A 26,156-nucleotide genomic window follows, 5' to 3' on the forward strand; every position below is an offset into this window, starting at 1 on the left:
AAAATTGATCCGCGCCTGCCTAAAGTTTGTCGTGCCTCGGTGAATGAAATTTTCACAATTAACGAGACTCTTCTTTCAGGAACTGTCACTCATCATGTTGAAGTTAAAAGCCGTGCGCCCGGAATGGGTGACGTTGATCGCCAGTGCCTTTCTGTTGCTCGGTTTCAATTTCGTGCTCTGGCAGCACCTGACCGACATCACCGGCACCGATGGTAAAGGGATTGCCCTGCGCGTGGCGTTTGCGGTGATGATCTTTGCCGCGTTCAACCTTGTCCTGACGGTGCTGGCTGTTCGACCGCTGCTCAAACCACTGCTGACCGCGATCTTTCTGGTCAGCGCGGGTGTCGCGTATTTCATGAGTCAATATGGCGTCATGATCGATGCCGGCATGTTTCGCAACTTTGCCGAAACCAATGTGACGGAAGTGCGCGATCTGCTCTCGTTAAAGTTGCTTGCTTATATTGTCTTGCTCGGAGTTTTACCGTCCTGGTTATTATGGAAAGTACCGGTCGACTATCGCCGCTGGCACCGTGAGCTATTAAGTAAGGTGATTGTCAGTGTCGCCTCGGCAGCGGTGATTGGGGGTGTCGCGCTCGCCAACTATCAGGGCCTGTCCTCACTGTTTCGCAATCACCACGAAATACGTTTGATGTTGGTGCCGAGCAACTACATTGGCGCGTCCGTTGGCTACCTGCGTGAGCAGGTCGTCTCGGCACAGCAACCCTTCGTCAAAATCGGTGAAGATGCCCAGCGTAATCCCGAGGTGAAGCTGCAACCGCGTCGCTCCCTGACCGTACTGGTGGTGGGTGAAAGTGCCCGCGCGGAAAACTTCGGCATTCTTGGTTATCACCGCGACACCACGCCGCAACTGGAAAAGGAAGCCGGGCTCATTGCTTTTACCGACGTGCATTCGTGTGGCACGGAAACCGCCGTTTCGGTGCCCTGCATGTTTTCCAACATGGGGCGCAAGAACTACGACGCGAGCAAGGCGAAGAACGAAGAAGGCCTGCTTGATGTTCTCCAGCGGGCCGGGATCGACGTGATCTGGCGCGATAACCAGTCCGGCTGCAAAGGCACCTGCGATCGAGTGACGGTCCAGGATGTCAGCAACCTGAAAGATCCGGCGCTGTGCGCCAACAGTGAATGCCGCGATGAAATCCTGCTGCAAGGGCTACAGAGTTTTATCGATCACCTGGACAAGGACACCGTGCTGGTCCTGCATCAGATGGGCAGCCATGGCCCGGAATACTTCAAGCGTTACCCGAAAGAGTACGAACACTTCACGCCGGTGTGTGAAAGCAACGCGCTGAACAATTGCAGCCGTGACAGTATCGTCAACGGTTACGACAACACGCTGGTGTATACCGATCATGTGCTGTCGAGCCTGATCGATGTGTTGCGCAGCAATCAGGACAAGGTCGATACCGCCATGTTGTATCTGTCGGATCACGGCGAATCCCTGGGCGAATACAACCTGTTCCTGCACGGTACGCCTTACATGTTGGCGCCGGAGCAACAAAAGCATGTGGCGATGCTGGCGTGGTTCTCCGACAGCTATCAAAAGGCTTATTCGGTCGACACTCACTGTTTGCAGATGAGCCGCGACAAACCGCTGAGCCAGGACAACCTGTTCCATTCCATGCTTGGCCTGCTGGAGGTGCGCAGTAAGGTGTACGAGCCGGATCTGGACCTGTTCGCCGGTTGCCGCGGCGCGGTGATCGACGGCGTACTGGCCACGGAGTGAGAGGTTTTCGGCCCGTGACGTCGATGCAGCGGGCTTTTCCATTCTTGCTGTCAGACTATTCTTGCTGACAGGCAAGACATTTCCTTACAGCTCTTGCCCTTCACAGGCGCGTAAATCGCCAGTGGCGATATATACTGCGCGCCATTCTTCAAGGGAGAGCCGTGTGGCTATCGATATTCACTGGATTCGCGACAACGAAAGCCTCGCGCAGTTTTGCGCCGAGTGGCAGCAACTGCCGTTCGTTGCCCTCGACACCGAATTCATGCGGGTCGACACCTTCTACCCGATTGCCGGCCTGTTGCAGATCGGCGACGGCAAACGCGCCTACCTGATCGATCCGTTGACCATCAATGCCTGGCAGCCGCTGGCCGCGTTGCTGGAAAACCCGGCAGTGCTCAAAGTGCTGCACGCCTGCAGCGAAGACCTCGAAGTGCTGTTGCGCCTGACCGGCAGCCTGCCGGCGCCGTTGTTCGACACGCAATTGGCCGCGGCTTACCTGAACCTCGGTTTCTCGATGGGCTATTCGCGGCTGGTGCAGGAAGTGCTCGGCATCGACCTGCCCAAGGGCGAGACCCGCTCCGACTGGCTGCAGCGTCCGCTGTCCGACACGCAGATCAGCTACGCCGCCGAAGACGCCGTGCACCTGGCCGAAGTGTTCGTCGAGCTGCGTCCCCGACTGTCCGACGACAAGTTCGCCTGGGTACTGGAAGACGGCGCCGAACTGGTCGCCAACCTGCGTCGCGAAACCGATCCGTACGAGGTCTATCGCGAAGCCAAGCTGGCGTGGAAACTGTCCCGTGCGCAACTGGCCGTGCTGCGTGAGCTGTGCGCCTGGCGTGAACGCGAAGCCCGCGCTCGCGATTTGCCGCGTAACCGTATCGTCCGCGAACACTCGTTGTGGCCCCTGGCCCGCACGCAGCCGGATAATCTCGCGGCGCTGGGCAAGATCGAAGACATGCATCCGCGTACCGTGCGTCAGGACGGTCAGTTTCTGCTTGATCTGATCAAGCGCTCTGGCAGTGTGGGGCCTGATCAATGGCCGCCCGCCGTGCCGGAGCCTCTGCCGATCGAAGCGGCGGCACTGATCAAACAACTGCGCGCATTGGGTCAGGCCGAGGCCGAGCGCCTGGGCATCGCCCCGGAACTGATGCTGCGCAAGAAAACCCTCGAAGCCCTGGTCAAAAGCGGCTATCCCGAGGGCCCTTACCAATTGCCCGATTCGCTGCGTGGCTGGCGCCGCGAATTGCTGGGTCAGAAGCTGCTCGACAGCCTGGCCACCGCCGGAGAACAGCCTTGAAACGTATTTGCTCCATCTACCAAAGCTCCAAGCGCAGCGGCATGTACCTTTATGTGCTTAAAAGCGATGCGCTTGAGCGCGTGCCCGAAGCCCTGATGCTGGCCTTCGGCAAAGCCAGACACGCTTTTGACCTGGTGCTGTCGCCCGAGCGCAAACTCGCCAGCGAGGACATCGTCGTGGTCCTGGAAAACCTCGACAAGCAGGGCTACCACCTGCAAATGCCACCGGCCGAGGACGAGTACATCGAGCACTTGCCCGAAGAGTTGCTGCGACGCAACGACCCGGTCTGATCCGCGAGGCCCTGTTCTGGGCCTCGGTTAACCCTGGAACTGTTTTTACCGCGATGGCCGCCCTGAGTCTGGCGGCCGTCTGCTCGGTTTGCGAAAGGTTTGAAGATGCGCGTTCTGATTGCCGAACACGACCACGCGATATACGCCCGGCTGCTGCGTCAGGCACTGCCTGAAGTTGAAGTCCTGACCAGCGGCGATTCCGCCGAACTGGCCCGTCAGGCCGCCGATTGCCCGGTGTGGCTGGGCCAGCCGGATCTGCTGGCGACCCTGTTGCGTCAGGGCCATCAACCGCAATGGCTGCAATCGACCTGGGCCGGCATCACGCCGCTGCTCGCCGACGGTTTGCGCCGCGATTACCGCTTGACCCGCGCGGTAGGGATTTTCGGCCAGGTCATGGCCGAGTACGTCCTCACTTACATTCTCGGTCACGAGCGCGAAGTACTCGCGCGACTGGTCAGCCAGGTCGAGCGCAAGTGGGACAACCGCAGCGGCCAGAGCCTGGCCGGGCGCAAAGTGCTGATCGTCGGCACGGGCGACATCGGCCAGAGTGTGGCGCAATTTCTGTTGCCGTTCGGCATCGAGTTGTACGGCATCGCCAGCAGTGCCCGGCAACAGGCACCGTTTGTCGAAGTCGGTTCGATGGCTGATCTGCCGCGACTGGTGGGCGAGGTGGATTATGTGGTCAATCTGCTGCCCAACACCGAACACACCCACGATATCTACGACGCGGCGCTGTTCAAACAATTCAAGCCGACCGGGTTGTTCATCAATGCCGGGCGCGGCGTCGCCGTGGTCGATGCCGATCTGGTCGAGGCGTTGAAAGAAGGGCACCTGGCGGGCGCGGTGATCGACGTCTGCCGTCAGGAGCCGTTGCCACAACGCCATCCGTTCTGGACCGCCTGGGGCTTGCTACTGACCGGGCACAGCTCGGCGCCGACGTCACCGGCGTTGATGGTGGATTTGTTTGTGCAGAACCTGAAGGCGTATGAAGCGGGCGAGGCGTTGCGCGGGGAAGTGGATTTCACTCGCGGATATTGATTCGCATCCATCCACTGTGGGAGCGGGCTTGCTCGCGAAGGCGCAGGTTCAGTCGACATCAATGTTGCCTGAAGCACCGCTTTCGCGAGCAAGCCCGCTCCCACATTTGCTTTGCATTGTGGCTCAGAGGGTGAAGTCGCCTTCAGCCACCAGTTCGCTCAACGGACGACGCGGACTCGGCGTTTCACGGGCTTGCAGGTACTCCGCCAGCGTTGCCTTGTCACCCAGTTTGCCCACTGCCACCGCGGCGTGCAGGGCGTATTCCTTAGGAATATTGAGTTCCTTGCGGGTCAACTCCTGATCGAAACCGGCCATGCCGTGGGTGTGCCAGCCGCTGAGGCTCGCTTGCAGCGCCAGATGGCCCCACGCCGAACCGGTATCGAACGTGCTCCACAGTGCCGGGGTTTCTTCGGTCGCGCCCGGTGCGGTGAAGGTGGTTTTGGAAATGACGATCACCAGCGCCGACGCGTGCTGCGCCCAGCTGCGGTTGAACTCATTGAGCAGGCCCAGATAGCGTTCCCAGTTCGGCGTATCGCGACGTGCGTAGAGAAAGCGCCACGGCTGCGAGTTGTACGCCGACGGCGCCCAGCGCGCGGCCTCGAAGAAGCTCAGCAGGGTCTCTTGCTCGATCGCTTCGCCGGTGAAGGCACGCGGCGACCAGCGGTCAGTGAACTGCGGGTGAATGGCGTAATCGGCAACGCGAGGGTTGGCACTCATGCACGGATTCCTTGCAACGGTTGGATAAGAAGTTCGTCGAAAAACCCTACTGGGCGGCGCCGGGGCTGACAAGCGGATTTACCGACAGTCGCCAACGCTTGGCCCCCGCGTTCGCTGGCACTAGACTGGCGGCCTTTTCACCACCTGATGTTGATGCTTGAGCCATGGCCGCCAAAGTCGAACCGTTCTGGATACGTAAAACCCTCGATCAACTCGACCACGAGGAATGGGAATCGCTGTGCGACGGCTGTGGTCTGTGCTGCCTGCAAAAACTTGAGGATGAGGAAGACAACAGCGTCTATTACACGCGCATCGCCTGCAAACTGCTGGACCTGAAAACCTGTCAGTGCAGCGATTATCCGAACCGCATGCAGTTCGTCCCGGATTGCATCCAGCTCACCCCGGGGCAGGCTGAAGAATTCAAATGGCTGCCGCCGACCTGCGGTTATCGTCTGGTCAGCGAGGGCAAGGATCTGCCGTTATGGCATCACTTGGTGTGTGGCGACCGCGACGCGGTGCACCATGAGCGGATTTCCCAGTCCGGACGGATGCTCGCCGAAGGCAGCGTGCCGGAGGATGACTGGGAAGATCATCTGATTTTTCGTGCGGGTTAATAGTTACAGGATTGGAAACCGCTATCGCGAGCAGGCTCACTCCTACAGGTGAACGCATTCCAATTGTAGGCCTTCGCCTGCTCGCGATAGGGCGATTCGCCTCACCGGGATATGAGGATCAAACCCCAGCCTTCGGCGAGGTCAGCGAATCATTGCCCGTAACAGTGGCCGTTTCGGTGGCCACCTCGGCATTGGTTTTCAGCTTGTTCAGTTCTTCCCCGGCCCGCTCGATTTTCGCTCGCACGTTATTCATGTCCTGACGGCTTTTCTCCAGCAGACTTTTCGCCGAACAATGGCCGGTAATGCCACGGGCCACCGCCATGCCGCCGAGCGCCACCTGAATCAGGCCGAACACGCCGCCGCGGCGCAGGCCCTTGCCGAGCATGATCACGCCGCCAGTCAACGAACCAATGCGTTCCCAACCGTGGACGTTCTGCTGCGATGGCGTCTGAAACGGGGTGGTGTCGATGCGTTCAACGCGTTTGAGCTCGCTCATGATCTATCTCCAGGCAGTGTGCGATTGATAGATAAGCTGACTGCCGGGGCGCTCAGCTCGTTCCATCGGATGTGCGGCGTTTCAGCGGAATTTTGGCCCGGAGCGGGTGTTCAAGCCCTTGGCCATGCGGTCGTAGAGCACGACGTTGACCGTGGCGGCGAGGTTCATGCAGCCGGTGGTCGGGATGTACACGACGTCTTCGCACCAGTCGCGAATCTCTTTATCCAGCGAGCCGTCTTCAGGGCCGAAGATATACAAGGCGCGGTCGGGGTGGGTGTATTCCGGCAGCGGACGGGCGCCTTCGACCAGTTCCACGGCCACGGGCACGCAGTTGAGCGGAAGAATCTTCTTCAGGTCGTCAATGCCGATCAACGGGATGTCGTAGTGCACGCGTTTGGTGTCGGTGACGAAGTCGGCGGCGCGTTCATAACGCTTGCCGGTGTAGAACACCGACGCCACGCCGTAGCAGCCTGCGGCGCGCATCACCGAACCGACGTTCTCCGGTGATTTGGGGTTATACAAACCAATGCAGCTGTACCGTTTGTCTGCCACGAGCGGGGTGCCTTCGGGAAAAAGAGGGCGATTATACGGGGATTGGGGGAGGGCGGGCAGATTCGAGATTGGTGGTGTCTGGCAGGCCGTCTTCGCGAGCAGGCTCGCTCCCACAGGGGAACGCATTTCAACTGTGGGAGCGAGCCTGCTCGCGAAGGGGTCAGTTCAGCCGATGAAGATCAGTCTTCTTTTTTCATCAACCCGGCAAGGGCCGCAAACGGATTATGCGTCGCCTTGGCAATCTTCGGCGTGCTCAGCGAGCCCTCGCCGAAATACTGCTGGTCGGTATAACGCGAATGTTCATTGTCGTGGCAGTACAGGCACAACAGTTCCCAGTTCGAACCGTCCTGCGGGTTGTTGTCGTGGTTGTGGTCGCGGTGGTGCACGGTCAGTTCGCTCAGGCGCTTGCCGGAAAACTCACGGGCGCAGCGGCCGCACACGTGCGGGTACATTTTCAGGGCCTTGTCGCGGTAGCCCATTTCCTTGTCGCGCTGATTGTCGGCAAGGATGCGATCCAGTTTCGACGTGTTGGTGGGGGTGGACGAACTCATGGGTTCACCTTTGTAAAAAAGACGGATGACGGTTATGCGCAGAGTTTAGCTCAGCCCTTGAGCTTCTCGGCAATCCAGATCGTGTGCCGTGTGCCCTTGTTACCGTGGGCGAAGACCTGGACTTCTTCGGCCTTGAAACCGGCCTTCTTCAATTTGTCGGAAAATTGCCGGTCGGCGCTGGCCGACCACACGGCGAGCACGCCTTTGGGGCGCAGTGCCTTGGCACAGGCATTGAGCCCGGCGGCGGAATACAACCAACTGTTGGCTTTCTGGGTCAGGCCTTCGGGGCCGTTGTCGACATCGAGCATGATCGCGTCAAAGCCGCTCGGCTCGCTTTGCAGCACGTTGGCGACATCGTCCTGACGGATCACCGTGCGCGGATCGAGCAGCGGACGACCGGACTTCTCGCCGAGCGGACCGCGATTCCACTCGACCACACCGGGCACCAGTTCAGCGACCACCACTTCGGCGGTCTTGCCCAAGTGCTTGAGCGCCGAGGCGAGGGTGAAGCCCATGCCCAGCCCGCCGATCAGCACGCGCGAATTCGGCCGCCCGGCGACCTTGCGGCACGGAATCTCGGCCAGTGCGTCTTCCGAACCGTGCATGCGCGTATTCATCAGTTGCCCGCCGTCGCCGCCCTGGATCTTGATGACGAAATCCTCGCCATATTCGAACAGGCACAGGGCACCGCCGCTTTCAGGGATCGGCGTGGTGTCGAGCAGAACGAAACGTTTCATGGAAATCTCTACAAGGGGGGAAGGCAAGCAGGCGCGTTGGGAGTAGCCTGAACACAGACTAAGGCCAAACGGAGCCCTTGATGAAGCGCACCATTCTAACGGTCATTACCCTGGCCGCGCTCGCGATTACTGCAGTGCAGGCCCAGCAAAGCATTCCGGTCAGCCCGACGCCGCAGCCCGGCTCGCCCGGCACCGCGACGCCCACCCCGTATCCACAGATCACCCCGATTACCCTGCCCAAGTCGGGCGCCGGCAGTGGCAGTCCGCCGCTGGTGCCGATCGAAATGCCCAGCCCGCCGAGCAAGGATCAGCCGGTGCCGGGCCTCGAGCCGAACGGCGGCAAGGCTAAATCCCCCGGCGGCTAAACCTGCTGCGCGGCCAATTGACCGTCGGCCATGCGCAGGCGCCTGGACAGCGAGACGGCAAGGGCGCGGATGATCTTGGCGGCAATCTTCGGCGCGTCGTTGAGCATTTTTTCCAGCGAGTCCTTGCCCAGGTTCAGTAACTGACAGTTGCTCGCGGCGATGCAGGTGGCCGAACGGCGTTCGCCATCGAGCACGGCCATTTCACCGAAGGCGCGGCCACTGCGCAGCGTGGCCATGGTGATGACCTGACCGTCGGCGCCGGTTTTCTGCACGGCGACCTGGCCGGTGTGGAGGATGCACATGAAGCTGCCGGCATCGCCCTCACGGAAAATCGCCTCGCCTTCAGCCACCGTGCTGATGCTGAAATAGCCGGACGCCGCCGCGAAGTCGGCCAGCTGCAATTGATCGAACAGGCCACAGTCCATCAGCCAGTCGCGGATTTCGTTGTTCAGTAGGGTCGGTTCTGACATGTCGATGCGGTCTTTTGGATTTCACATTTTTAGGCGTTACACAGTCCCTTGTAGGAGTGAGCCTGCTCGCGATAGCGGTGTGTCATTCAAAATCACTTTGGCTGACACACCGCTATCGCGAGCAGGCTCACTCCTACATTGGATCTTCGGTGGCTCGGGTCTGGTGTTAAGACCCAAGCCACCGAAAGAGTTCCTCAGGCAATCCCCAAAACCTTGAACACAAACGCATATTCGAGCGCTACGTCACGTAATCCCTGATAGCGCCCGCTCATCCCGCCATGGCCTGCGCCCAGCTCAGTCTTGAGCAACAGCAGGTTGTCGTCGGTCTTGGTAGCGCGCAGTTTTGCCACCCATTTGGCCGCTTCCCAGTACTGCACGCGGCTGTCGTTGTAGCCGGCGATCACCAGCATCGGCGGATAATCCTGCGCGGTTACGTTTTCGTACGGCGCATAAGCCTTGATCCGATCATAGACCTCCGGTTCTTCCGGGTTGCCCCACTCGTCGTATTCAGTCACGGTCAGTGGCAGTTCGGGGTCGAGCATGGTGTTGAGCACATCGACGAACGGCACTTCGGCAATCGCCACGCCGAACAGGTCCGGACGCTGATTGAGTACCGCGCCAATCAGCAAACCCCCGGCGCTGCCGCCGCTGATCGCCAGTTGTTCCGCTGTGGTGATGCCATTGAGAATCAGAAACTCGGCGCAGGCGATGAAGTCGCTGAAGGTGTTGTGTTTGTGTTCCTGCTTGCCGGCGCGATACCAGGCTTCACCCAGTTCGCCGCCGCCCCGCACGTGGGCAATGGCGAACGCCATGCCGCGATCCAGCAAGCTCAGGCGCGCGTGGGAGAACCATGGATCGAGGCTCGAACCGTACGCGCCGTAACCGTACAGGTACAGCGGCACCGCTTGGCCGACCATCTCGCGTTTCATGACCAGGCTGATCGGCACCTGCGTGCCGTCCGGGGCGCTCGCCCACAGGCGCTGGCTGACGTAGGCATCGGCGTCGAACGGGCCGAGGACCGGGGTTTCCTTGAGCACGGCTTGCTCGCCAGTGGCGAGGATCAACTGACGCACCTGGGCCGGACGATTCAACGCTTCGTAGCGCAGGCGAATGCGATCGCTCTCGAACTCCAGGCTGTTCTGCACATAAAGGCTGTAGGCCGCGTCGGGCAATTGCACGCGATATGGCGCCAGCCCCTGCGGGTGAACCTCGATGATCGGCAGGCCACCTTCGCGCAGGCTCAGCGTCATGGCCCGGGTGTTGAGGCTGACGCCATCGAGCATTACCTCGTCGCTGTGCGCGATCAGGTTCTGCCAGTCGGCCTCGCTCGGCGGCACACCGGTATCCGGCGCCTGATACAGGGCGAAGTTGATACCGTCGCGGTTGGTGCGGATAAACCAGGTCCACTCGCCGTCGAGCAGGCCGTGGTCGACATCGTATTCGTGATCCTCAACCCGTGGCGCCAGGCACGTGAACGGCAGGTGCGGCTGATTGGCATCCAGTACCCAGACTTCGCTGGTGGTCTTGCTGCCCAGCGACAGCAGCAATTGCTGCTCGGAGCTGGCGCGATAGCAGTGCAGGAAAAAGCGCCCGTCCGCTTCGTGGAAGACTTCTTCGGCGGCGGTGCCATCGAGGCGGTAGCGGAACAACTTGTGCGGGCGGTGGGTGTCGTCAAGCACGCCGAAAAACAGGGTCAGGCTGTCGTTGGCCCAAGTCATGCTGCCGTCGCAGTCTGTGAATTCCAGCTCGCTGACCTTGTCGCTGGCCAGTTCCTTGACGAACAGCGTGTAGACCTCATCGCCCGAGGCATCGATGCTGTAGGCCAGACGCTGGTGATCGGGGCTGATGCTGAACGCGCCCAGCGAAAAGAAGCCACCGTTGGCCAGCTCATTCGGGTCGAGCAGCAGTTGCTCGCGGCTTTCGTCCAGCGTCAGGCTGTCGTCCGCCGGACGCGGGCAGCGGTAATGCCGAGCGTATTCGTCACCGGCCGTGGTGCGTGTGTAATAGAGATACGGCCCCCACGGCGAGGGCAGGGACAGGTCGGTTTCAAGAATCCGCCCCTTGATCTCTTCGAACAGGCGCTCGCGCAACTCGGCCTGATCGGCGGTCTGCGCCTCTTGATAAGCGTTTTCGGCCTTGAGGTAATCAAGCACCGCGTCGGTGTCGCGTTCCTGCAGCCAGGCATACGGGTCGACGCCGGCGGCCCGGTGGGCAATCGGGGCAGTGATGACATTGGCGGATTGGGGCATGGAAGGCTCTCGGGGAATAATCGGAATCAGGTTTTTCGCGGGTCATGAAAGCGCCGCAGCCCTTGTGGGAGCGAGCCTGCTCGCGAAAGCGGTGTGTCAGGCTACGATGTTTCAAATGACAGTCCGCTTTCGCGAGCAGGCTCGCTCCCACAGGGATCGCAGCGGGCTCTCTGGTATTGGGACAAGCCGCATGGGCGAAAAGTCGTTACTATAAGCGTCTCTTTGCCTGCCTTGCCATGGACACCATGACCGAGAACGACTATCTGATCGCCTGGGGCCTCTACGCCTTTGCCGCTGTGGGCTGCCTGTTGGTAGGAATGCGCCTGACCACCTGGATGTGGCGCTGGCTGCGTGAACCGCTGCGGGTACTGATGGCAGTCTTGCTGTTCAGCCCGACCATCGTCGACCCGGTGAAGGCCAAGGTCGCGCCGTCGGTCGCCATCACCGCGCTGGACCTCGCCTTCAAGGTCGGCAATAACGCCTGGCGGGCGGTTTCCGATTTGTTCATGTACGGCATGATCGCTTTCGGTCTGTATCTGATCTTTGTGCTGATCCGCTTCCCGCTCGAACGCGCGTCGAAAGCCCGCCGTGAGCAGGCAGAAAGCGCCAGGGCAGCGGCCCGCGCCGATGAGCGTGACGACGACCAGCCGTTCGGCGCGGCCGGTGATGACCGTTACGGTCGCCCACCGGTACCGAGTAATCCGCAGCGCATGCGGGTCGAGCCGCGTCTGTAATCCGAGAGTCCGCACATGTGTGAATTACTGGGCATGAGTGCCAACGTGCCGACCGACATTGTGTTCAGCTTCACCGGCCTGATGCAGCGCGGCGGTCGCACCGGGCCGCACCGCGACGGCTGGGGCATCGCCTTCTACGAGGGCCGTGGCCTGCGCCTGTTCCAGGATCCGGCGGCGAGCAGCGAGTCCGAAGTCGCCAATCTGGTGCAGCGCTATCCGATCAAGAGTGAAGTGGTCATCGGCCACATCCGCCAGGCCAACGTCGGCAAGGTCTGCCTGTCCAATACCCATCCGTTCGTGCGCGAACTGTGGGGGCGCAACTGGTGCTTTGCGCACAACGGCCAGCTCGCCGATTTCACCCCGATCAAGAGTTTCTACCGCCCGGTCGGCGATACCGACAGCGAGGCGGCCTTCTGCGATTTGCTCAACCGTGTGCGTGCAGCCTTTCCGGAACCGGTCGATATCGAAGCGCTGTTGCCCGATCTGGTCGCTGCCTGCGCCGAGTATCGCAGCAAGGGCGTGTTCAACTGCCTGCTCAGCGACGGTGACTGGCTGTTCTGTTATTGCTCGACCAAACTGGCACAGATCACCCGGCGTGCCCCGTTCGGCCCGGCGCGGTTGAAGGATGTCGATGTGATCGTCGATTTCCAGGCCGAAACCACGCCCAACGACGTGGTCACCGTTATCGCCACCGAGCCTTTGACCGAAAACGAAACCTGGACCCGCTACGAACCGGGCCAATGGAGCCTGTGGCGACGCGGTGAATGCGTAAGCCAGGGCAAGACCGAATAAGGATTGCACCTCATGTTGCTCAGTTATGTACGGCTGGTGTTGTTTGCGGCGGGCCTGTTGATCGGTGTCCAGATTCCGGGGTTCATCAACGATTACGCCAAGCGCGTCGAGGCGCACCTGATCGAAGCGCAGACGGGCCTGCGTGGTTTTCAGGGCACGGCCGAGCAGTTTTTCAAAGGCGATATGCAGGCATTGGTTGCGCATTACCGTGCCAGTGAAGACCCGATCTTTCGCAGCGATGCCGACAGCCTGAATACCTTGCTCACCCGACAGGTTGCCTTGGATAAACAGTTTCAGGCGATGCAGGGGCCGTGGTACATCCGCTTCCTGCAGGTGGTACTGGCCGCCGATCCGGACATCCGCAAGGAGACCTGGAATGGCTACAGCTATCAGATTCTGCTGACGCCCGAAGCGATGATCTGGGGCATGAGCGGGGCGTTGCTGCTGTCGTTCGGCATTGAATGCCTGTTCCGCCTGATCGATTGGGTGGTGCTCGGTGGCCGGCGTCTGCGCCAGAGCCGGCCGATCGAAGATCGCGATGTGCGTGGCTTGTAAGGCTTACACAATCCGCTGAGGCAAGAGGGATTCTGTGGCAGCGGAATTCTGTGGCGAGGGGATTTATCCCCGTTGGGCTGCGCAGCGGCCCAAAAACCTGCAACTGCGGTGCCTCTGAAAAATCGCATTGGCCGTAATGACGAATGCTGCGCAGCCGAGCGGGGATAAATCCCCTCGCCACAGGATGTGGTCAGTCAGTGAGGGTGATGTAGTCCTTGCCCATCTTGTGCGCATACCCCGCCAGTACCTGCTGACACAACGTCACAATCTCCTCGACCCACTCAACCCCGACCCGCCACGACACCACCACTTGCAGATTCTCCGGTCGCTGATCGATGTCGAGCAAGGTCAATTCCCCGCGCGCCAGCTCTTCAGCCACCAGCACCGGTGGCAGCGCGCCAATGCCAAAACCATCACGCAGCAATCGGGTAATCGCCGACACCGAATTCACACAGTTCAAGCGCGGTGCCATGACGCCGTTGGCCTGCATCAGCGCGAGTATGTCCTGGTGCGGTCGTGAGTTTTTCGAGTAGGTGATGATCCGCTCCTGCGCCAGCTCGGCGAGGTCGGCGTAGTCGCGGTTGTAGATCGAGTTGCTGGCGACAATCCAGCCCAGCGGATGGCTGGCCAATTCCAGGCTGCGCACGCTTTCATGGCGTACCAGGTCGGTCTGCAGAATGATATCGAGAAAGCCTTTTTGCAGCTGATCGCAGAGATTCAGCGCGGTATCGGCCACCAGTTCGATTTCCAGCCGCGGATACAGATCGGTGATCTGCGCCACCAACGGGCTGAGCCAGGTATGGATGACCGTGTCCATCACACCGATGCGCACCCGGCCGACCTTGCTCGAGCGGGTCTCGATCGACTGTTTCAGCGCCGCCATGGTGTCGAGCATCTGCTCGGCGTAGTCCAGCACTTTCAGACCTTCCGGCGTCAGGCTGACGCCGCGCGAATCGCGCAGAAACAGCTTGACCCCCAGCTCGCCCTCAAGCACTGCAATGCGGCTGGAAATCGACGCCTGGGTGGTGAACAGCTTGTCGGCGGTCAGGCGAAAACTCTTCAGTCGGGCGACCCAGACAAAGGTCTCGAGAAACTTCAGGTTCATGGGCAAGGCTCGGGTGACAAATTTTTCTTATGCCTAAGGCGGGTTTTTATTCGTTGGACGGCGCAGGGCGGGGCGACGAAAAATCGGCGCATCCGGTTCCCACGATAGGCGTCGTCGGGGCTGCGAACAAGACCAATAAAAACCTGCGGAGATTTGCCATGAGTGCTCCCGACACCGTCCCTTTACCCAAGCCTGCGGCACGTCCGGGGCCGTTCGACTGGTATCGCAACATCAATCAGCAGGAGCGCCGGACTTTCTGGAGCTGCAAGATCGGCTATGGCCTGGATGGCATGGACACGCAGATGCTCAGCTTCGTCGTGCCGACGCTGATTGCAATGTGGGGCATCACCACCGGTGAAGCCGGACTGATCCACACCAGCACACTGATCGCCTCGGCCATTGGCGGCTGGGTCGCCGGTATTCTCTCTGACCGCATTGGTCGCGTGCGCACCCTGCAACTGACCGTGCTGTGGTTTGCGTTCTTCACTTTCCTCTGCGGCTTCGCACAAAACTACGAACAACTGTTAATCGCCCGCACGTTGATGGGCTTTGGTTTTGGTGGCGAGTGGACCGCCGGCGCCGTGCTGATCGGTGAAGTGATCCGCGCCCAGGATCGCGGCAAAGCGGTGGGCATGGTGCAATCTGGCTGGGCGCTGGGCTGGGGCCTGACGGCGATTCTGTATGCGCTGCTGTTCTCGGTGTTGCCACCGGAAGATGCCTGGCGCGCGCTGTTCATCCTCGGCATCGTGCCGGCGGTGTTCGTGATTTTCGTCCGTCGATTGGTGAAAGATCCGGAGATCTATCGCCAGGCCAAGGCCCGGCAAACGCCGGAAAATCCAGCGAAGTTCTACGAGATTTTTGCCCCTGGCATGTTGTTCACCACATTTCGCGCTTCGCTGCTGACCACTGGCGCGCTGGGCGGTTACTACGCGATCACCTCGTGGCTGCCAACCTTCCTCAAGAATGAGCGCGGTTTGAGCGTGCTCGGCACGGGCGGGTATCTGGCGATGGTGATCGTCGGTTCCTACGTCGGCTATGTGATCAGCGCTTATCTGACCGATCTGTTGGGACGAAAAAAGAACTTCATCCTGTTCGCGGTTGGCTCGTTCACGATCGTTCTGCTTTATACGCAAATGCCGGTCAGCAATGGTGTGATGCTGTGGCTGGGCTTTCCGCTGGGTTTCTTCGCCTCAGGCATATTCAGCGGCATGGGCGCGTTTCTTACCGAATTGTTCCCCACGCGCATTCGCGGTTCGGGACAGGGCTTCTGCTACAACATCGGTCGAGCGCTGGCAGCGCTGTTTCCCCTGCTGATCGGTCTGCTCAGCCAGAAAGTGCCGCTGAGCATGGGCATCGGTGCCTTCGCGGCGGTGTCCTACGGCGTGGTCATTCTCGCGGCGTTGAGCCTGCCAGAGACGCGCGGCAAGCAACTCGAGGCGCAGTAACTGATAACCTGCGGGGCACTGTCCTACAGATAAAAAGACAAGCAGCTACAGGAGTGTTCACCGTGAGCCGCCTGCTATTGAATTGCGACATTGGCGAGAGCTTCGGCAGCTGGACGATGGGTCTGGACGCCGAGGTCATGCCCTTCATCGATTGCGCCAACGTCGCCTGCGGTTTCCATGCCGGTGACCCGAGCATCATGCGCAAAACCGTGGCGCTGGCGCTCAGGCACGGCGTGCAGATTGGCGCGCACCCGGCCTATCAGGATCTGGTCGGTTTCGGTCGCCGCTCCATGGCGTATTCCGCGCAGGAGCTGCAAGACATCCTGCATTACCAGATCGGTGCCCTCGACGGCATCTGCAAGGCGCAGGGCGGACGGGTCAGTTACGTCAAACCCCACGGCGCGATGTACAACGACATGATGGCCAATCCAGCGCAATTGCGTGCGGTCATTCAGGCCGTGGCCGCTTATGACCGCAGTCTGCCGTTGATGCTGATGGCCACCCGTGACAACGCGGCGGCGCAGCAGATCGGCGATGAACACGGCGTGACGCTGTGGTTTGAAGCCTTCGCCGATCGCGCCTACGACAGCGCAGGCCGGCTGGTTTCGCGGCAACTGCCCGGCGCGGTGCATCACGATCCGGAAAGCATCGTCGCGCAAGCTTTGACCATCGCCCGTGGCGGCGAGCTCATCGCCAGCGATGGCAGCGCTTTGCACTTGCGCGCCAACACCCTCTGCGTACACGGCGACAACGCCAGCTCGGTGGCCGCCGTGCAGCGTATCCGCCAAGCCCTGAATGCGCAGGGCGCGTCATGAATCCAAGGGTCGAAGTCGTGGCGGTGGACTGCCTGATGCTACGTCTGTTCGACGACATTGCCGAAGCCAACATGCCATGGATGCTCGCCGCTGCAGAGCGCTTGCGGGTGGGGTTCGGCGCACAGCTCATCGATCTGGTGCCGTCGTATACGACGTTGATGGTGCATTACGATTTGATGGTTTTGTCTCCGGCTCAGGCGCGAGAACTGATCGCCGACGCGTTGATCGACCTGTCGCCGACTGCGCGAACCGCGGGGCAGTGTCACGTCTTGCCGGTCTGGTATGACCTGAGTGTCGGCCCGGAACTGAGCCTGTTGGCCGAACGCAGCGGGCTGGCGGTGGAGGAAGTTATTCGTCGCCACAGTGCGCGTGAGTATCAAGTGTTCGCCCTCGGTTTTGCGCCAGGGTTTGCCTTTATGGGACTGGTCGAAGAAGTCCTGGCAGCACCACGCCTGGACACACCGCGCAAAAAAGTCGCCGCCGGCAGCGTCGGCATCGCCGAGCGACAGACGGCGGCTTATCCGGTGGTATCGCCCGGTGGCTGGAACCTGATCGGGCGCACCCCGGCCAAGCTGTTCGATCGCCATCGCGACGGTTACAGCCTGATGCAGCCCGGCGACACGGTACGCTTCGAAGCGGTCGACCACGCCGAATTCGTAAACCTGGGCGGCGACGACACGCCACTGGGGGCGCTGGCATGAGTCGGCTGACGATTGAAGCGAGTACACCGCTGTGCCTGTTGCAAGACGCCGGGCGGTTTGGCGTACGGCATTTGGGCGTGACCCAGGGCGGTGCGGCGGACTGGTGTTCGATGAGCTGGGCCAACTGGCTGCTGGGCAATGGGCTGGACGCCGCGGTGGTAGAAATCACCCTCGGCGGGTTCGCCGTGACGGCTGAGGAGGATTGCCTGCTGGCGCTGGCCGGGGCAGATCTTGGCGCGCAAATCGACGGCCAGCCGCTGGCGCCGTGGCGCAGTTTCGCACTGGCGAAAGGGCAGACATTACGGCTCACCCAGCCTTTGCTCGGTGCTCGCGCCTACCTCGCAGCGCCCGGTGGTTTTGCCGCGCCGCAGGTGCTGGGCAGCCGTGCCACGGTGGTGCGCGAAGAACTGGGCGGTCTCGATGGGATGGGTTCGCCGCTCGGCAAAGGAGCGACGCTCGGTTATGGCGGGGAAGGGCTGGCGGCGCGTGAAGTGCCTTTGGCGCTGCGGCCGGATTTCACCAGGGACACACCTCTGCATCTGGTACTGGGCGCACAGATTGGTCAGTTCAGCGGGCAGAGTCTGTTTGATGTCTTCAACAGTGCCTGGACGCTGGACAGCCGCGCCGATCGCATGGGTATTCGTTTGCTGGGCAAGGCGTTGGAATATCAGGGCCAGCCGATGATTTCCGAGGGGATTCCATTGGGCGCGGTGCAAGTGCCGCCGGACGGACAGCCGATTGTGTTGCTCAATGATCGCCAGACCATTGGTGGCTATCCGCGCTTGGGCGCGTTGACACCGCTGGCACTGGCACGGCTGGCGCAGTGCCTGCCGGGAGCGAAGGTGAGATTGAGGCCGGTGGTGCAGGAGGTCGCGCATCGCGAGCATGTCGCGTATTTGCAGCGCTTCAATGATCGCTAAAAGCTTCGCGAGCAGGCTCACTCCCACAGGTAAATGTGTTCCAGTGTGGGAGCGAGCCTGCTCGCGAAGGCGTCGGTCCAGCCAGCGGGATTATTTGGAAAGAAACCGCATCCCTTCCTCAAGCCCGCGCAACGTCAACGGATACATCTGGTCCTCGATCAGATCCCGCACGATATTGGTGGACGAGGTATAGCCCCAAGTGTCTTTCGGATACGGGTTGATCCAGATGAGCTTTTTATACTTCTCCATGAAGCGCTGCATCCACACATAACCCGGTTCTTCGTTCCAGTGCTCGACACTGCCGCCGGCCTGGGTGATTTCATAGGGCGCCATGGCGGCGTCACCGATGAAAATCACTTTGTAGTCGGCGCCGTACTTGTGCAGCAGGTCCTGGGTCGAGGTGCGCTCGGAAGTGCGGCGCATGTTGTTCTTCCACACCGACTCATAAATGAAGTTGTGGAAATAGAAATACTCCAAGTGTTTGAACTCGGTCTTGCACGCCGAGAACAACTCTTCGCAGATCTTCACGTGCGCGTCCATCGAGCCGCCGATGTCAAACAGCAGCAACAGCTTCACTGTGTTGCGGCGCTCCGGGCGCATCTGGATGTTCAGCAGGCCGGCATCCTTGGCGGTATGGTCGATAGTGCCGTCGATGTCGAGCTCTTCCGCCGCGCCCTGGCGGGCAAATTTGCGTAAGCGGCGCAGGGCGACCTTGATATTGCGCGTGCCCAGTTCCACCGAGTCGTCGAGGTTCTTGTACTCGCGCTGATCCCAGACTTTCACCGCTTTGCCCTGGCGCTTGCCGGCGTCGCCTACCCGAATCCCTTCCGGGTTGAAACCGCCGGAACCGAACGGGCTGGTGCCGCCAGTGCCGATCCATTTGTTGCCGCCGGCGTGGCGTTCCTTCTGTTCTTCCAGGCGCTTCTTGAATTCTTCAATCAGCTTGTCCAGACCGCCGAGGGACTGGATCTGCGCGCGTTCTTCGTCGGTCAGCGAACGCTCGAATTCCTTGCGCAGCCAATCTTCGGGAATCAGCGCCTGCAAGTGATCGTCGAGTTTCTCCAGACCGTTGAAGTAGGCACCGAACGCCCGGTCGAACTTGTCGAAATGGCGCTCGTCCTTCACCAGAATCGCCCGCGACAGGTAATAAAACTCGTCCATATCGGCGAAGGTCACGCGCTGTTTCAGCGCATTGATCAGGTCGAGCAGTTCGCGCACCGACACCGGCACCTTGGCTGCACGCATTTCGTTGAACAGGTTGAGCAGCATGACGATGGCCTTATCGAGAGCCGCGACGGCTCATGAATGCAAGGCGCTCAAGCAACTGCACGTCTTGCTCGTTCTTTACCAAGGCGCCTGCCAGCGGCGGAATCGCCTTGGTCGGATCGCGATCGCGCAGCACCGCTTCGCCGATATTGTCGGCCATCAGCAGCTTCAGCCAGTCGACCAGCTCTGATGTCGAAGGCTTTTTCTTCAGGCCCGGCACCTTGCGCACGTCGAAGAACACGTCCAGCGCTTCGCTGACCAGATCCTTTTTGATGTCCGGGTAATGCACGTCAACGATTTTCTGCAGCGTGGTGCGGTCGGGGAACGCGATGTAGTGGAAGAAGCAGCGGCGCAGGAACGCATCCGGCAGCTCTTTCTCGTTGTTGGAGGTAATGATGATGATCGGGCGCTTTTTGGCCTTGATGGTCTCGTCGATCTCGTAAACGTAGAACTCCATCTTGTCGAGTTCTTGCAGCAGGTCGTTGGGGAATTCGATGTCGGCCTTGTCGATTTCATCGATCAGCAGAATGACCCGCTCCTCCGACTCAAAGGCCTCCCACAGCTTGCCCTTCTTCAGGTAATTGCGCACGTCGTGGACTTTTTCATTGCCCAGTTGCGAGTCGCGCAAGCGGCTGACCGCGTCGTACTCGTACAGACCTTGATGAGCCTTGGTGGTCGACTTGATGTGCCAGGTGATCAGCCTGGCGCCGAACGATTCGGCCAGTTGCTCGGCAAGCATGGTCTTGCCGGTGCCCGGTTCGCCCTTGACCAGCAGCGGTCGCTCCAGGGTGATGGCGGCGTTGACGGCCAGCTTCAGGTCATCGGTGGCGACGTAGGCCTGGGTGCCTTCGAACTTCATCTGTTAATCCTCGAACGGTAACGCTGACCTTGCGGGCAGGGCGGGGCGAAATAATCGGATGCCCGACTATAACGCGCAGTCCGGTCGACTGTGAACGCAGACGGCTCATTCAGTCTCTGAATGGAGCGTCACATGTTGACTCAGTCTCGGCGGATGGCCAGTATTCGAGTATCGCCGATTTGGCGATAGTCTTGCGGCATGTCTACTAAATATCGATTTCGCGATAAATACCGAATTCAACTGCGGGAGAAGGATCACCCACCGCCCCATGTCCACCTTACCGGTGGCGGCGTTGATGTGATGCTGAGCCTGGAAACTATTGAAGTGATGATGGGCAAGGCCCCGCCGCTGATCGTCAAAGAAGCGTTGGCCTGGGTGGGCGCGCATCAGGCGCAACTACTGGAGGAGTGGAAACGATGTTACCCATGAAACGGCCGCGTCTGCGATCCGCGCAGGTTCTGTCGGATTTCAGGTTGGCGCTGACTTTTATAGACGGTCAGGAACTGACAGTTGACCTGGGGATGGATATTCATGCTTATCCAGGTCTGCGACCACTGCTTGATCGCGAAGTCTTTGCGACTGCCATAGTTGGCGACGAGGGCTGGATTGTCGAATGGCTTGAACCTGACATTCAGATTGGTGCAGACACGTTGTACATGGATGCGCTGGCGCAGAATGCGCAGGATGACAACACACGCATTTTTATCGACTGGCGAGCCCGTACCGGGCTTTCTCTCAAGGATGCCGCCGAGGCGCTGGGTGTGAGCGCTCGGAGCATCAGCCGTTACAGCAATGGGCGTGAGCCAGTGCCACGTTCTCTGGCGTTGGCCTGTCTGGGCTGGGATTCGCTGCAACAGCGCTCATCGATAGCGGCTGAGGACACTGGTCGATATGTCGTCAGCCGCAAAACTTAGCCCTCATCCGGCGTCGGCCGCTCGTACCGCGCATTGAAGGCCTGGATAAATCCATTACGCAAAATCTGCAAGAACGCTTCGAAGGCGTTGACGTTTTGCTGGTGGACATTGCCGCTGAGTTCGACGCGGGTGGCAAACTGGTTTTTGTTCTGGTTTTTCAGTGCGGTTTCGGTGCCGCCGACCAATGCTTCCCAGATTGAGCGGAACAGGCCCTTGTTCTCGTTCTCGACGTCCTGCTGCCAGTTGAACACGTCGACGTCGCGCAGCAGGGGTTTGATATAGCCGGTCAGGCGAGCGTTCTCTGCCTTGGCTTCAATTACCACATCACCGTGGCCGGCATTGAAATCGAATTTGCCGTAGGCCGCGGCGAAGTCGTTCATGCGCTTGAGCTCGATGTTGCGAGCGCGCAGGCGAAATTCGAAGTTTTCGAAGTTGCTCAGCGGGTCGAATGTCGCGGTGGTTTCCATTGGCGCGTGGCCGAGCAGCAGGGCCTTGCCTTCGAAACGGGCGTCACGCTTGCCCTCCTTGTCGACCACGTTGGTCAGGTTGTAAAAACTGGCGTTGACGTTGCTGGCATTCAGGTTTACCGGCGGTTTGGAATTGAAGTTGCGGAATGTGACGCGACCATCGTTGATCTGCACCTCATCGAGCGTAATCGGCAACAATTTGCCCAATTGCTCGCGCCAGTCGGTGCCCTGACCGGTCTGCGAGTTCTGTTTGTTGGCGCCGCCATCGACGAAGTTGATCTCAGGGTTGAGGAATTGCACCTGTGCGACCACGGCATGGTCGTACCACAGTGAATGCCAGCTGACTGACAGGTCGATCAGCGGTGCGTCGACGAAGGGCACCGGCACCTTGCCGTCAACCTTGACGATTTTCAGGCCGTTGATTTTGTACGCGCCGCGCCACAGCGCCAGATCGACATCGGTGATCTGGCCGCGGTAGTCGCCCATGTCCGCCAGCTTGTCATTGAGGTAGTCGCGCACCAGATAAGGCAGGGCGATGTGCAGGGCGACCAGCAGCACAACGACCCCGGCGAGGGTCCAGAGCGGCCAACTGTAACGACGCTTCATGATGGTTCCTTGGTCAGGGTTCCTTGATGACTCAATGCAATTGACTGCCGGCATTTGCAGACGTTCGACCCGACTGGACTGTGATGGACAACAGGCTTACCTTGAAAAGCTGAATTCAACGCTGCACAAGGACCCAGCCATGAGCCGTATATTCGCTGACAACGCCCACTCCATCGGCAATACGCCGTTGGTACAGATCAACCGCATCGCGCCGCGTGGCGTGACCATTCTGGCCAAGATCGAGGGGCGCAACCCCGGTTACTCGGTGAAGTGCCGGATCGGCGCGAACATGATCTGGGATGCCGAAAGCAGCGGCAGACTCAAGCCAGGCATGACCATTGTCGAACCCACTTCAGGCAACACCGGTATCGGCCTGGCCTTCGTTGCCGCTGCGCGCGGGTACAAATTGATGTTGACCATGCCGGCTTCGATGAGTATCGAACGTCGCAAGGTGCTGAAGGCATTGGGCGCAGAACTGGTGCTGACCGAACCGGCCAAAGGCATGAAAGGCGCCATCGAGAAAGCTACTGAAATCGTTGCCAGCGATGTCGGCAAGTACTTCATGCCGGCGCAGTTCGATAACCCGGCCAACCCGGCGATTCACGAAAAGACCACGGGCCCGGAAATCTGGAACGACACGGATGGTGCGGTTGACGTGCTGGTTGCCGGCGTCGGCACCGGCGGAACCATTACCGGTGTTTCGCGGTATATCAAGAACACGGCGGGTAAACCGATTCTGTCGGTGGCGGTCGAGCCGGTCTCGTCCCCGGTGATCACCCAGGCGCTGGCAGGCGAAGAGATCAAGCCGAGCCCGCACAAGATCCAGGGCATCGGCGCTGGATTTGTGCCGAAAAACCTCGATTTGTCGATGGTCGACCGGGTCGAGCAGGTCACCGACGAAGAGTCGAAAGCCATGGCCCTGCGCCTGATGCAGGAAGAAGGGATTTTGTGCGGGATATCCTGCGGTGCAGCCATGGCGGTCGCGGTGCGCCTGGCAGAAACCCCGGAGATGCAAGGCAAGACCATCGTGGTGATTCTGCCGGACTCGGGCGAGCGCTATCTGTCGAGCATGTTGTTCAGTGACCTGTTCACCGAGCAGGAAACCCAGCAATAAAAAGGATCGCAGCCGCAGGCGCTGCCGAGGGCTGCGATTTTTCAGGCTTTTTGATGCAGGTCAGCCAGGGTTCAGGAGTCGCATGTTAATAAATGCTTTGTTGCGCAGCGCTTGATACTGAATCTTCTGTCAGGCGGGTTTTTCCCAAGGCCGGTAGTGTTTATCATGGCCGGCTGCCATGTCGGGTAAAGGGCATTGTGCAGCGTTGTCTTTATTCAAGGAGTTGTTGATGACCTTTTCGTTTGCCGCCAAGGCGTTTGTGCTGTTGCTGTTTCTGGGCAGCACGCTCTTTGTGCATTTGCGCGGCAGGGCGCGTTTGCCGGTCCTGCGTCAGTTCGTCAACCACTCGGCGCTGTTCGCACCGTACAACGCCTTGATGTACCTGTTTTCGGGCGTGCCGTCCAAGCCGTATCTGGATCGCAGCAAGTTTCCTGAGCTCGATGTCCTGCGCGAAAACTGGCAAACCATCCGCGACGAAGCCATGCACCTGTTCGACGAGGGCTATATCCGCGCCGCCGAGAAGAACAACGACGCCGGTTTCGGCTCGTTCTTCAAGAAGGGCTGGAAGCGTTTCTATCTCAAGTGGTACGACAAACCGCTGCCATCGGCCGAGGCGCTGTGCCCGAAAACCGTGGCGCTGGTCAGTGCGATTCCCAACGTCAAAGGCGCAATGTTCGCCTTGCTGCCGGGCGGCAGTCACCTCAACCCGCACCGCGACCCCTTCGCCGGTTCGCTGCGTTATCACTTGGGGTTATCGACGCCGAATTCCGACGATTGCCGGATTTTCGTCGATGGTCAGGTGTATGCCTGGCGCGACGGCGAAGACGTCATGTTCGACGAGACCTACGTGCATTGGGTCAAGAATGAAACCGAGCAGACCCGCGTGATCCTTTTCTGCGATATCGAACGTCCCCTGAGCAACCGCTTCATGACGCGCATCAACCGCTTTATCAGCGGCTGGCTCGGCCGCGCCACCGCGCCACAGAACCTCGACGACGAACGCGTTGGAGGCATCAATCAGGCTTATGCCTGGAGCAAGCGTTTCAGCGACCGGTTCAGCGGTATGGTCAAACAGTGGAAACGCCGCCATCCCAAGGCCTACCGCGTGATGCGGCCGGTGTTGGCGGTGCTGGTGCTGACGTTGTTGGGGTATTGGTTGTTTGGTTGAAGTCGGACCAGAAATAAAAACCGCTCCTTTGGAGCGGTTTTTTATTAGCGGAAGGAAAAGGACGAACCGGCCAGAACGCCGTTTGGCTCTTCACCGGTTGGGTTGGCCAGGGCGTCCCTGATGCGATTCATTTCCGTTTCAGATAACTCACCAGAAGTCCGCTTTCCTCCCTTCTTTCTGGGTTTGGAATCTGATGCTTTCTTTTCAACGACAGCTTTCATGGGGGTCACCGACGTTGATCAATAAATGAGCAGGTGTTCAGCCGCCAATCACTGTAATCACCCAGCGCCGCACTGTCGCTACCGGCCCTTTGCCCAAGTCATTGCAATCTGTGTCCTGCGCTGGTTATAGTCAGCTCGTGTGAGCCGCCGTGCTCAAGCTTTCATCTCTCAATGAAGATCTGTATCCATGCCTGCATCCCTCATCAACGCGGTAGTCGATTCAGCGGTCAACGCTGGCGTCGTGCCGTGCGGGAATCAGCAGCCTGTGCAGATCAGCCATTACCCACCACCTGTCAGTAGCACGCCGGTGTGCGCAGTCGTAGCGCCGCCGGGCGTTGGTGTTTCGGGCTGATCGGCCGTTTCTGCCGACTCCCGCGCCCGCCACAAAAACCTACTGAATTTCAGCTTCGGCTGAGTTGGCTATTTGCCTGACTACAGGTGGTATTCATGTTTGTCCTTTCGAAACAATCCGCGCTCGCGGCGGCGTCCACGAGCCTGTTCGTTCTGCTGTGGAGCAGCGGGGCGATCTTCTCCAAATGGGGCCTGGCCCATGCTTCGCCCTTTGCCTTTCTACTGATTCGCTTCGCGATCGCGCTGTGCGGGCTGTTGCTGCTGGCGCCGCTGCTGAAATTGAGGTGGCCCAAGGGCGGCAAACCGATGCTGTTTGCGATCGCCACGGGGCTGGTGTTGCTTGGCGCCTATCAGATTTTTTATCTGCTGGCGCTCGACTGCAAAGTCACCCCGGGGGTGATGGCGACGATCATGGGCGTGCAGCCGATCCTCACCGTCGTGCTGATGGAGCGTCAACGGTCGGCGAGCCGCCTGTTCGGGCTGGCCCTGGGGCTGGCCGGTCTGATCATGGTGGTCTATCAAGGCATCGGTCTTGCCGGCATGTCCTGGACTGGCATGTTGTTCGGACTGCTGGCGCTGGCGAGCATGACACTCGGCTCGATCATGCAGAAACGCATCACCGACAATCCCCTCGGCACGCTGCCGGTGCAGTATCTGGCCGGGTTGCTGCTGTGCGCGGTTTTCGTACCGTTTCAGCCATTCCACTTCGAGCACAGCAGCGGTTTTGTCGTGCCGGTTTTGTGGATGGGTCTGGTCGTCTCGGTGCTGGCGACGCTGTTGCTGTATCGCCTGATCGCGCGGGGCAATCTGGTCAATGTCACCAGCCTGTTCTATCTGGTGCCGGCGGTGACAGCGGTGATGGATTACCTGATTTTTGGTAATCGGCTGGCGGCGTTGAGTGTGTTGGGGATGGTGTTGATTATTGTTGGGTTGGCATTTGTGTTCCGTAAAACCGGATAGCGGAAAGATAGGCGGTGGCTGTTCGGGCGCCATCGCGAGCGGG

Annotated in this window: 31 protein-coding genes; 19 read left to right on the forward strand and 12 right to left on the reverse strand. The window is 60.0% G+C overall.

The genetic code is table 11. The features are described from left to right. The first annotated feature begins 94 nt into the window (after positions 1 to 94). The 4 genes from HU755_RS16395 (at position 95) to HU755_RS16410 (ending at position 4,369) form a co-directional block, all read left to right on the forward strand. Positions 95 to 1,744 (forward strand): phosphoethanolamine transferase, encoded by a 1,650-nt coding sequence (locus HU755_RS16395; protein WP_186634475.1) that lies wholly within the window; start codon positions 95 to 97, stop codon positions 1,742 to 1,744. A 163-nt stretch (positions 1,745 to 1,907) separates the two neighbouring features. After that, the gene (rnd, locus tag HU755_RS16400; RefSeq protein WP_186548836.1) at positions 1,908 to 3,041 is read left to right on the forward strand and encodes a ribonuclease D; all 1,134 of its coding nucleotides are present in this window, start codon (positions 1,908 to 1,910) and stop codon (positions 3,039 to 3,041) included. After that, positions 3,038 to 3,331, forward strand: coding sequence for a YcgL domain-containing protein (locus HU755_RS16405; RefSeq protein ID WP_186548834.1), 294 nt, complete (start codon positions 3,038 to 3,040; stop codon positions 3,329 to 3,331). The genes rnd and HU755_RS16405 overlap by 4 nt, the downstream gene beginning before the upstream one ends. 105 nt (positions 3,332 to 3,436) lie before the next feature. Beyond that, a complete protein-coding gene (locus HU755_RS16410) occupies positions 3,437 to 4,369 on the forward strand; it encodes a D-2-hydroxyacid dehydrogenase (protein ID WP_186634477.1) in 933 nt (310 codons plus the stop codon). Between the two features lie 123 nt (positions 4,370 to 4,492). Here the strand turns inward: HU755_RS16410 and HU755_RS16415 are convergent, their stop codons facing one another. Continuing rightward, a complete protein-coding gene (locus HU755_RS16415; protein WP_186634480.1) occupies positions 4,493 to 5,086 on the reverse strand; it encodes a nitroreductase family protein in 594 nt (197 codons plus the stop codon). Between the two features lie 164 nt (positions 5,087 to 5,250). On the opposite strand from HU755_RS16415, the gene HU755_RS16420 reads away from it, so the two are divergent. Next, the gene (locus HU755_RS16420) at positions 5,251 to 5,700 is read left to right on the forward strand and encodes a YcgN family cysteine cluster protein (RefSeq protein WP_064594159.1); all 450 of its coding nucleotides are present in this window, start codon (positions 5,251 to 5,253) and stop codon (positions 5,698 to 5,700) included. A 118-nt stretch (positions 5,701 to 5,818) separates the two neighbouring features. Here HU755_RS16420 and HU755_RS16425 read toward each other — a convergent pair whose 3' ends face one another. The 4 genes from HU755_RS16425 to HU755_RS16440 all read right to left on the reverse strand — a co-directional run bounded on the left by HU755_RS16425 (position 5,819) and on the right by HU755_RS16440 (position 8,036). Beyond that, a complete protein-coding gene (locus HU755_RS16425) occupies positions 5,819 to 6,196 on the reverse strand; it encodes a DUF2892 domain-containing protein (RefSeq protein WP_186634483.1) in 378 nt (125 codons plus the stop codon). Between the two features lie 81 nt (positions 6,197 to 6,277). Beyond that, a complete protein-coding gene (locus HU755_RS16430; RefSeq protein WP_007911337.1) occupies positions 6,278 to 6,748 on the reverse strand; it encodes an RNA methyltransferase in 471 nt (156 codons plus the stop codon). Between the two features lie 179 nt (positions 6,749 to 6,927). Further along, positions 6,928 to 7,299 carry a YajD family HNH nuclease gene (locus tag HU755_RS16435; protein WP_007944009.1) on the reverse strand — a complete coding sequence of 124 codons (372 nt, stop codon included), beginning with the start codon at positions 7,297 to 7,299 and terminating at the stop codon, positions 6,928 to 6,930. 50 nt (positions 7,300 to 7,349) lie between these two features. After that, positions 7,350 to 8,036 carry a spermidine synthase gene (locus HU755_RS16440; protein ID WP_186634486.1) on the reverse strand — a complete coding sequence of 229 codons (687 nt, stop codon included), beginning with the start codon at positions 8,034 to 8,036 and terminating at the stop codon, positions 7,350 to 7,352. 80 nt (positions 8,037 to 8,116) lie between these two features. On the opposite strand from HU755_RS16440, the gene HU755_RS16445 reads away from it, so the two are divergent. Continuing rightward, entirely contained in the window at positions 8,117 to 8,401 is a 285-nt protein-coding gene (locus tag HU755_RS16445; protein ID WP_186548824.1) for a hypothetical protein, read from the forward strand. Here HU755_RS16445 and HU755_RS16450 read toward each other — a convergent pair. Both HU755_RS16450 and HU755_RS16455 read right to left on the reverse strand, forming a co-directional pair. Then, on the reverse strand, positions 8,398 to 8,871 hold the full coding sequence (locus HU755_RS16450; RefSeq protein ID WP_186620428.1) for a Crp/Fnr family transcriptional regulator: 474 nt from the start codon (positions 8,869 to 8,871) through the stop codon (positions 8,398 to 8,400). The genes HU755_RS16445 and HU755_RS16450 overlap by 4 nt on opposite strands. Positions 8,872 to 9,065: 194 nt before the next feature. Further along, a complete protein-coding gene (locus tag HU755_RS16455) occupies positions 9,066 to 11,120 on the reverse strand; it encodes a S9 family peptidase (RefSeq protein WP_186634489.1) in 2,055 nt (684 codons plus the stop codon). Between the two features lie 236 nt (positions 11,121 to 11,356). On the opposite strand from HU755_RS16455, the gene HU755_RS16460 reads away from it, so the two are divergent. From HU755_RS16460 to HU755_RS16470, 3 genes are read left to right on the forward strand one after another with little or no spacing between them, the layout of a single operon-like run. After that, complete coding sequence (locus HU755_RS16460; RefSeq protein WP_186634492.1) at positions 11,357 to 11,854, forward strand: MFS transporter; 498 nt, start codon at positions 11,357 to 11,359, stop codon at positions 11,852 to 11,854. A 15-nt stretch (positions 11,855 to 11,869) separates the two neighbouring features. Next, positions 11,870 to 12,646, forward strand: coding sequence for a class II glutamine amidotransferase (locus tag HU755_RS16465; RefSeq protein ID WP_186634495.1), 777 nt, complete (start codon positions 11,870 to 11,872; stop codon positions 12,644 to 12,646). A gap of 12 nt (positions 12,647 to 12,658) precedes the next feature. Next, on the forward strand, positions 12,659 to 13,201 hold the full coding sequence (locus HU755_RS16470; RefSeq protein ID WP_186634498.1) for a DUF2937 family protein: 543 nt from the start codon (positions 12,659 to 12,661) through the stop codon (positions 13,199 to 13,201). A 190-nt stretch (positions 13,202 to 13,391) separates the two neighbouring features. Here the strand turns inward: HU755_RS16470 and HU755_RS16475 are convergent, their stop codons facing one another. Further along, positions 13,392 to 14,306 carry a LysR family transcriptional regulator gene (locus tag HU755_RS16475; protein WP_186634501.1) on the reverse strand — a complete coding sequence of 305 codons (915 nt, stop codon included), beginning with the start codon at positions 14,304 to 14,306 and terminating at the stop codon, positions 13,392 to 13,394. A gap of 158 nt (positions 14,307 to 14,464) precedes the next feature. Here HU755_RS16475 and HU755_RS16480 point away from each other — a divergent pair, with 158 nt between their 5' ends. The 4 genes from HU755_RS16480 to HU755_RS16495 all read left to right on the forward strand — a co-directional run bounded on the left by HU755_RS16480 (position 14,465) and on the right by HU755_RS16495 (position 18,187). Further along, the gene (locus HU755_RS16480; RefSeq protein ID WP_186634504.1) at positions 14,465 to 15,751 is read left to right on the forward strand and encodes an MFS transporter; all 1,287 of its coding nucleotides are present in this window, start codon (positions 14,465 to 14,467) and stop codon (positions 15,749 to 15,751) included. A gap of 62 nt (positions 15,752 to 15,813) precedes the next feature. Next, the gene (locus HU755_RS16485) at positions 15,814 to 16,566 is read left to right on the forward strand and encodes a 5-oxoprolinase subunit PxpA (protein ID WP_186634506.1); all 753 of its coding nucleotides are present in this window, start codon (positions 15,814 to 15,816) and stop codon (positions 16,564 to 16,566) included. Next, complete coding sequence (pxpB, locus tag HU755_RS16490; RefSeq protein ID WP_186634522.1) at positions 16,563 to 17,267, forward strand: 5-oxoprolinase subunit PxpB; 705 nt, start codon at positions 16,563 to 16,565, stop codon at positions 17,265 to 17,267. Before HU755_RS16485 ends, pxpB begins: the two co-directional genes overlap by 4 nt. Beyond that, positions 17,264 to 18,187, forward strand: coding sequence for a biotin-dependent carboxyltransferase family protein (locus HU755_RS16495; RefSeq protein WP_186634525.1), 924 nt, complete (start codon positions 17,264 to 17,266; stop codon positions 18,185 to 18,187). The genes pxpB and HU755_RS16495 overlap by 4 nt, the downstream gene beginning before the upstream one ends. A 90-nt stretch (positions 18,188 to 18,277) precedes the next feature. Here HU755_RS16495 and HU755_RS16500 read toward each other — a convergent pair whose 3' ends face one another. Together HU755_RS16500 and HU755_RS16505 are read right to left on the reverse strand one after the other, a co-directional pair. Continuing rightward, entirely contained in the window at positions 18,278 to 19,456 is a 1,179-nt protein-coding gene (locus tag HU755_RS16500) for a VWA domain-containing protein (protein WP_007956512.1), read from the reverse strand. Between the two features lie 10 nt (positions 19,457 to 19,466). Continuing rightward, the gene (locus HU755_RS16505) at positions 19,467 to 20,312 is read right to left on the reverse strand and encodes a MoxR family ATPase (RefSeq protein ID WP_186634528.1); all 846 of its coding nucleotides are present in this window, start codon (positions 20,310 to 20,312) and stop codon (positions 19,467 to 19,469) included. A 198-nt stretch (positions 20,313 to 20,510) separates the two neighbouring features. Here HU755_RS16505 and HU755_RS16510 point away from each other — a divergent pair, with 198 nt between their 5' ends. Both HU755_RS16510 and HU755_RS16515 read left to right on the forward strand, forming a co-directional pair. Further along, on the forward strand, positions 20,511 to 20,741 hold the full coding sequence (locus HU755_RS16510; RefSeq protein ID WP_186634531.1) for a DUF4160 domain-containing protein: 231 nt from the start codon (positions 20,511 to 20,513) through the stop codon (positions 20,739 to 20,741). After that, positions 20,729 to 21,226, forward strand: a complete 498-nt coding sequence (locus HU755_RS16515; protein ID WP_186634617.1) for a helix-turn-helix domain-containing protein — start codon at positions 20,729 to 20,731, stop codon at positions 21,224 to 21,226. The genes HU755_RS16510 and HU755_RS16515 overlap by 13 nt, the downstream gene beginning before the upstream one ends. Here the strand turns inward: HU755_RS16515 and HU755_RS16520 are convergent. Next, positions 21,223 to 22,299, reverse strand: a complete 1,077-nt coding sequence (locus HU755_RS16520) for a DUF748 domain-containing protein (RefSeq protein WP_186620417.1) — start codon at positions 22,297 to 22,299, stop codon at positions 21,223 to 21,225. The two genes, HU755_RS16515 and HU755_RS16520, sit on opposite strands and share 4 nt — an antisense overlap. Before the next feature lie 139 nt (positions 22,300 to 22,438). Between HU755_RS16520 and cysK the strand changes: the two genes are divergently transcribed. Continuing rightward, complete coding sequence (gene cysK / locus HU755_RS16525; protein WP_186548798.1) at positions 22,439 to 23,413, forward strand: cysteine synthase A; 975 nt, start codon at positions 22,439 to 22,441, stop codon at positions 23,411 to 23,413. 229 nt (positions 23,414 to 23,642) lie between these two features. Beyond that, on the forward strand, positions 23,643 to 24,581 hold the full coding sequence (locus HU755_RS16530; RefSeq protein WP_186548796.1) for an aspartyl/asparaginyl beta-hydroxylase domain-containing protein: 939 nt from the start codon (positions 23,643 to 23,645) through the stop codon (positions 24,579 to 24,581). 44 nt (positions 24,582 to 24,625) lie between these two features. Here HU755_RS16530 and HU755_RS16535 read toward each other — a convergent pair whose 3' ends face one another. After that, entirely contained in the window at positions 24,626 to 24,802 is a 177-nt protein-coding gene (locus HU755_RS16535; protein WP_186634534.1) for a hypothetical protein, read from the reverse strand. A gap of 187 nt (positions 24,803 to 24,989) precedes the next feature. Between HU755_RS16535 and HU755_RS16540 the strand changes: the two genes are divergently transcribed. Together HU755_RS16540 and HU755_RS16545 are read left to right on the forward strand one after the other, a co-directional pair. After that, a complete protein-coding gene (locus HU755_RS16540) occupies positions 24,990 to 25,154 on the forward strand; it encodes a hypothetical protein (RefSeq protein WP_186634537.1) in 165 nt (54 codons plus the stop codon). Between the two features lie 95 nt (positions 25,155 to 25,249). Beyond that, positions 25,250 to 26,113, forward strand: coding sequence for a DMT family transporter (locus tag HU755_RS16545; protein ID WP_186634540.1), 864 nt, complete (start codon positions 25,250 to 25,252; stop codon positions 26,111 to 26,113). Positions 26,114 to 26,156: the final 43 nt, after the last annotated feature.

It is taken from the genome of Pseudomonas sp. SWRI111 (assembly GCF_014268555.1).
GTDB classification, from domain to species: Bacteria; Pseudomonadota; Gammaproteobacteria; order Pseudomonadales; family Pseudomonadaceae; genus Aquipseudomonas; species Aquipseudomonas hamedanensis.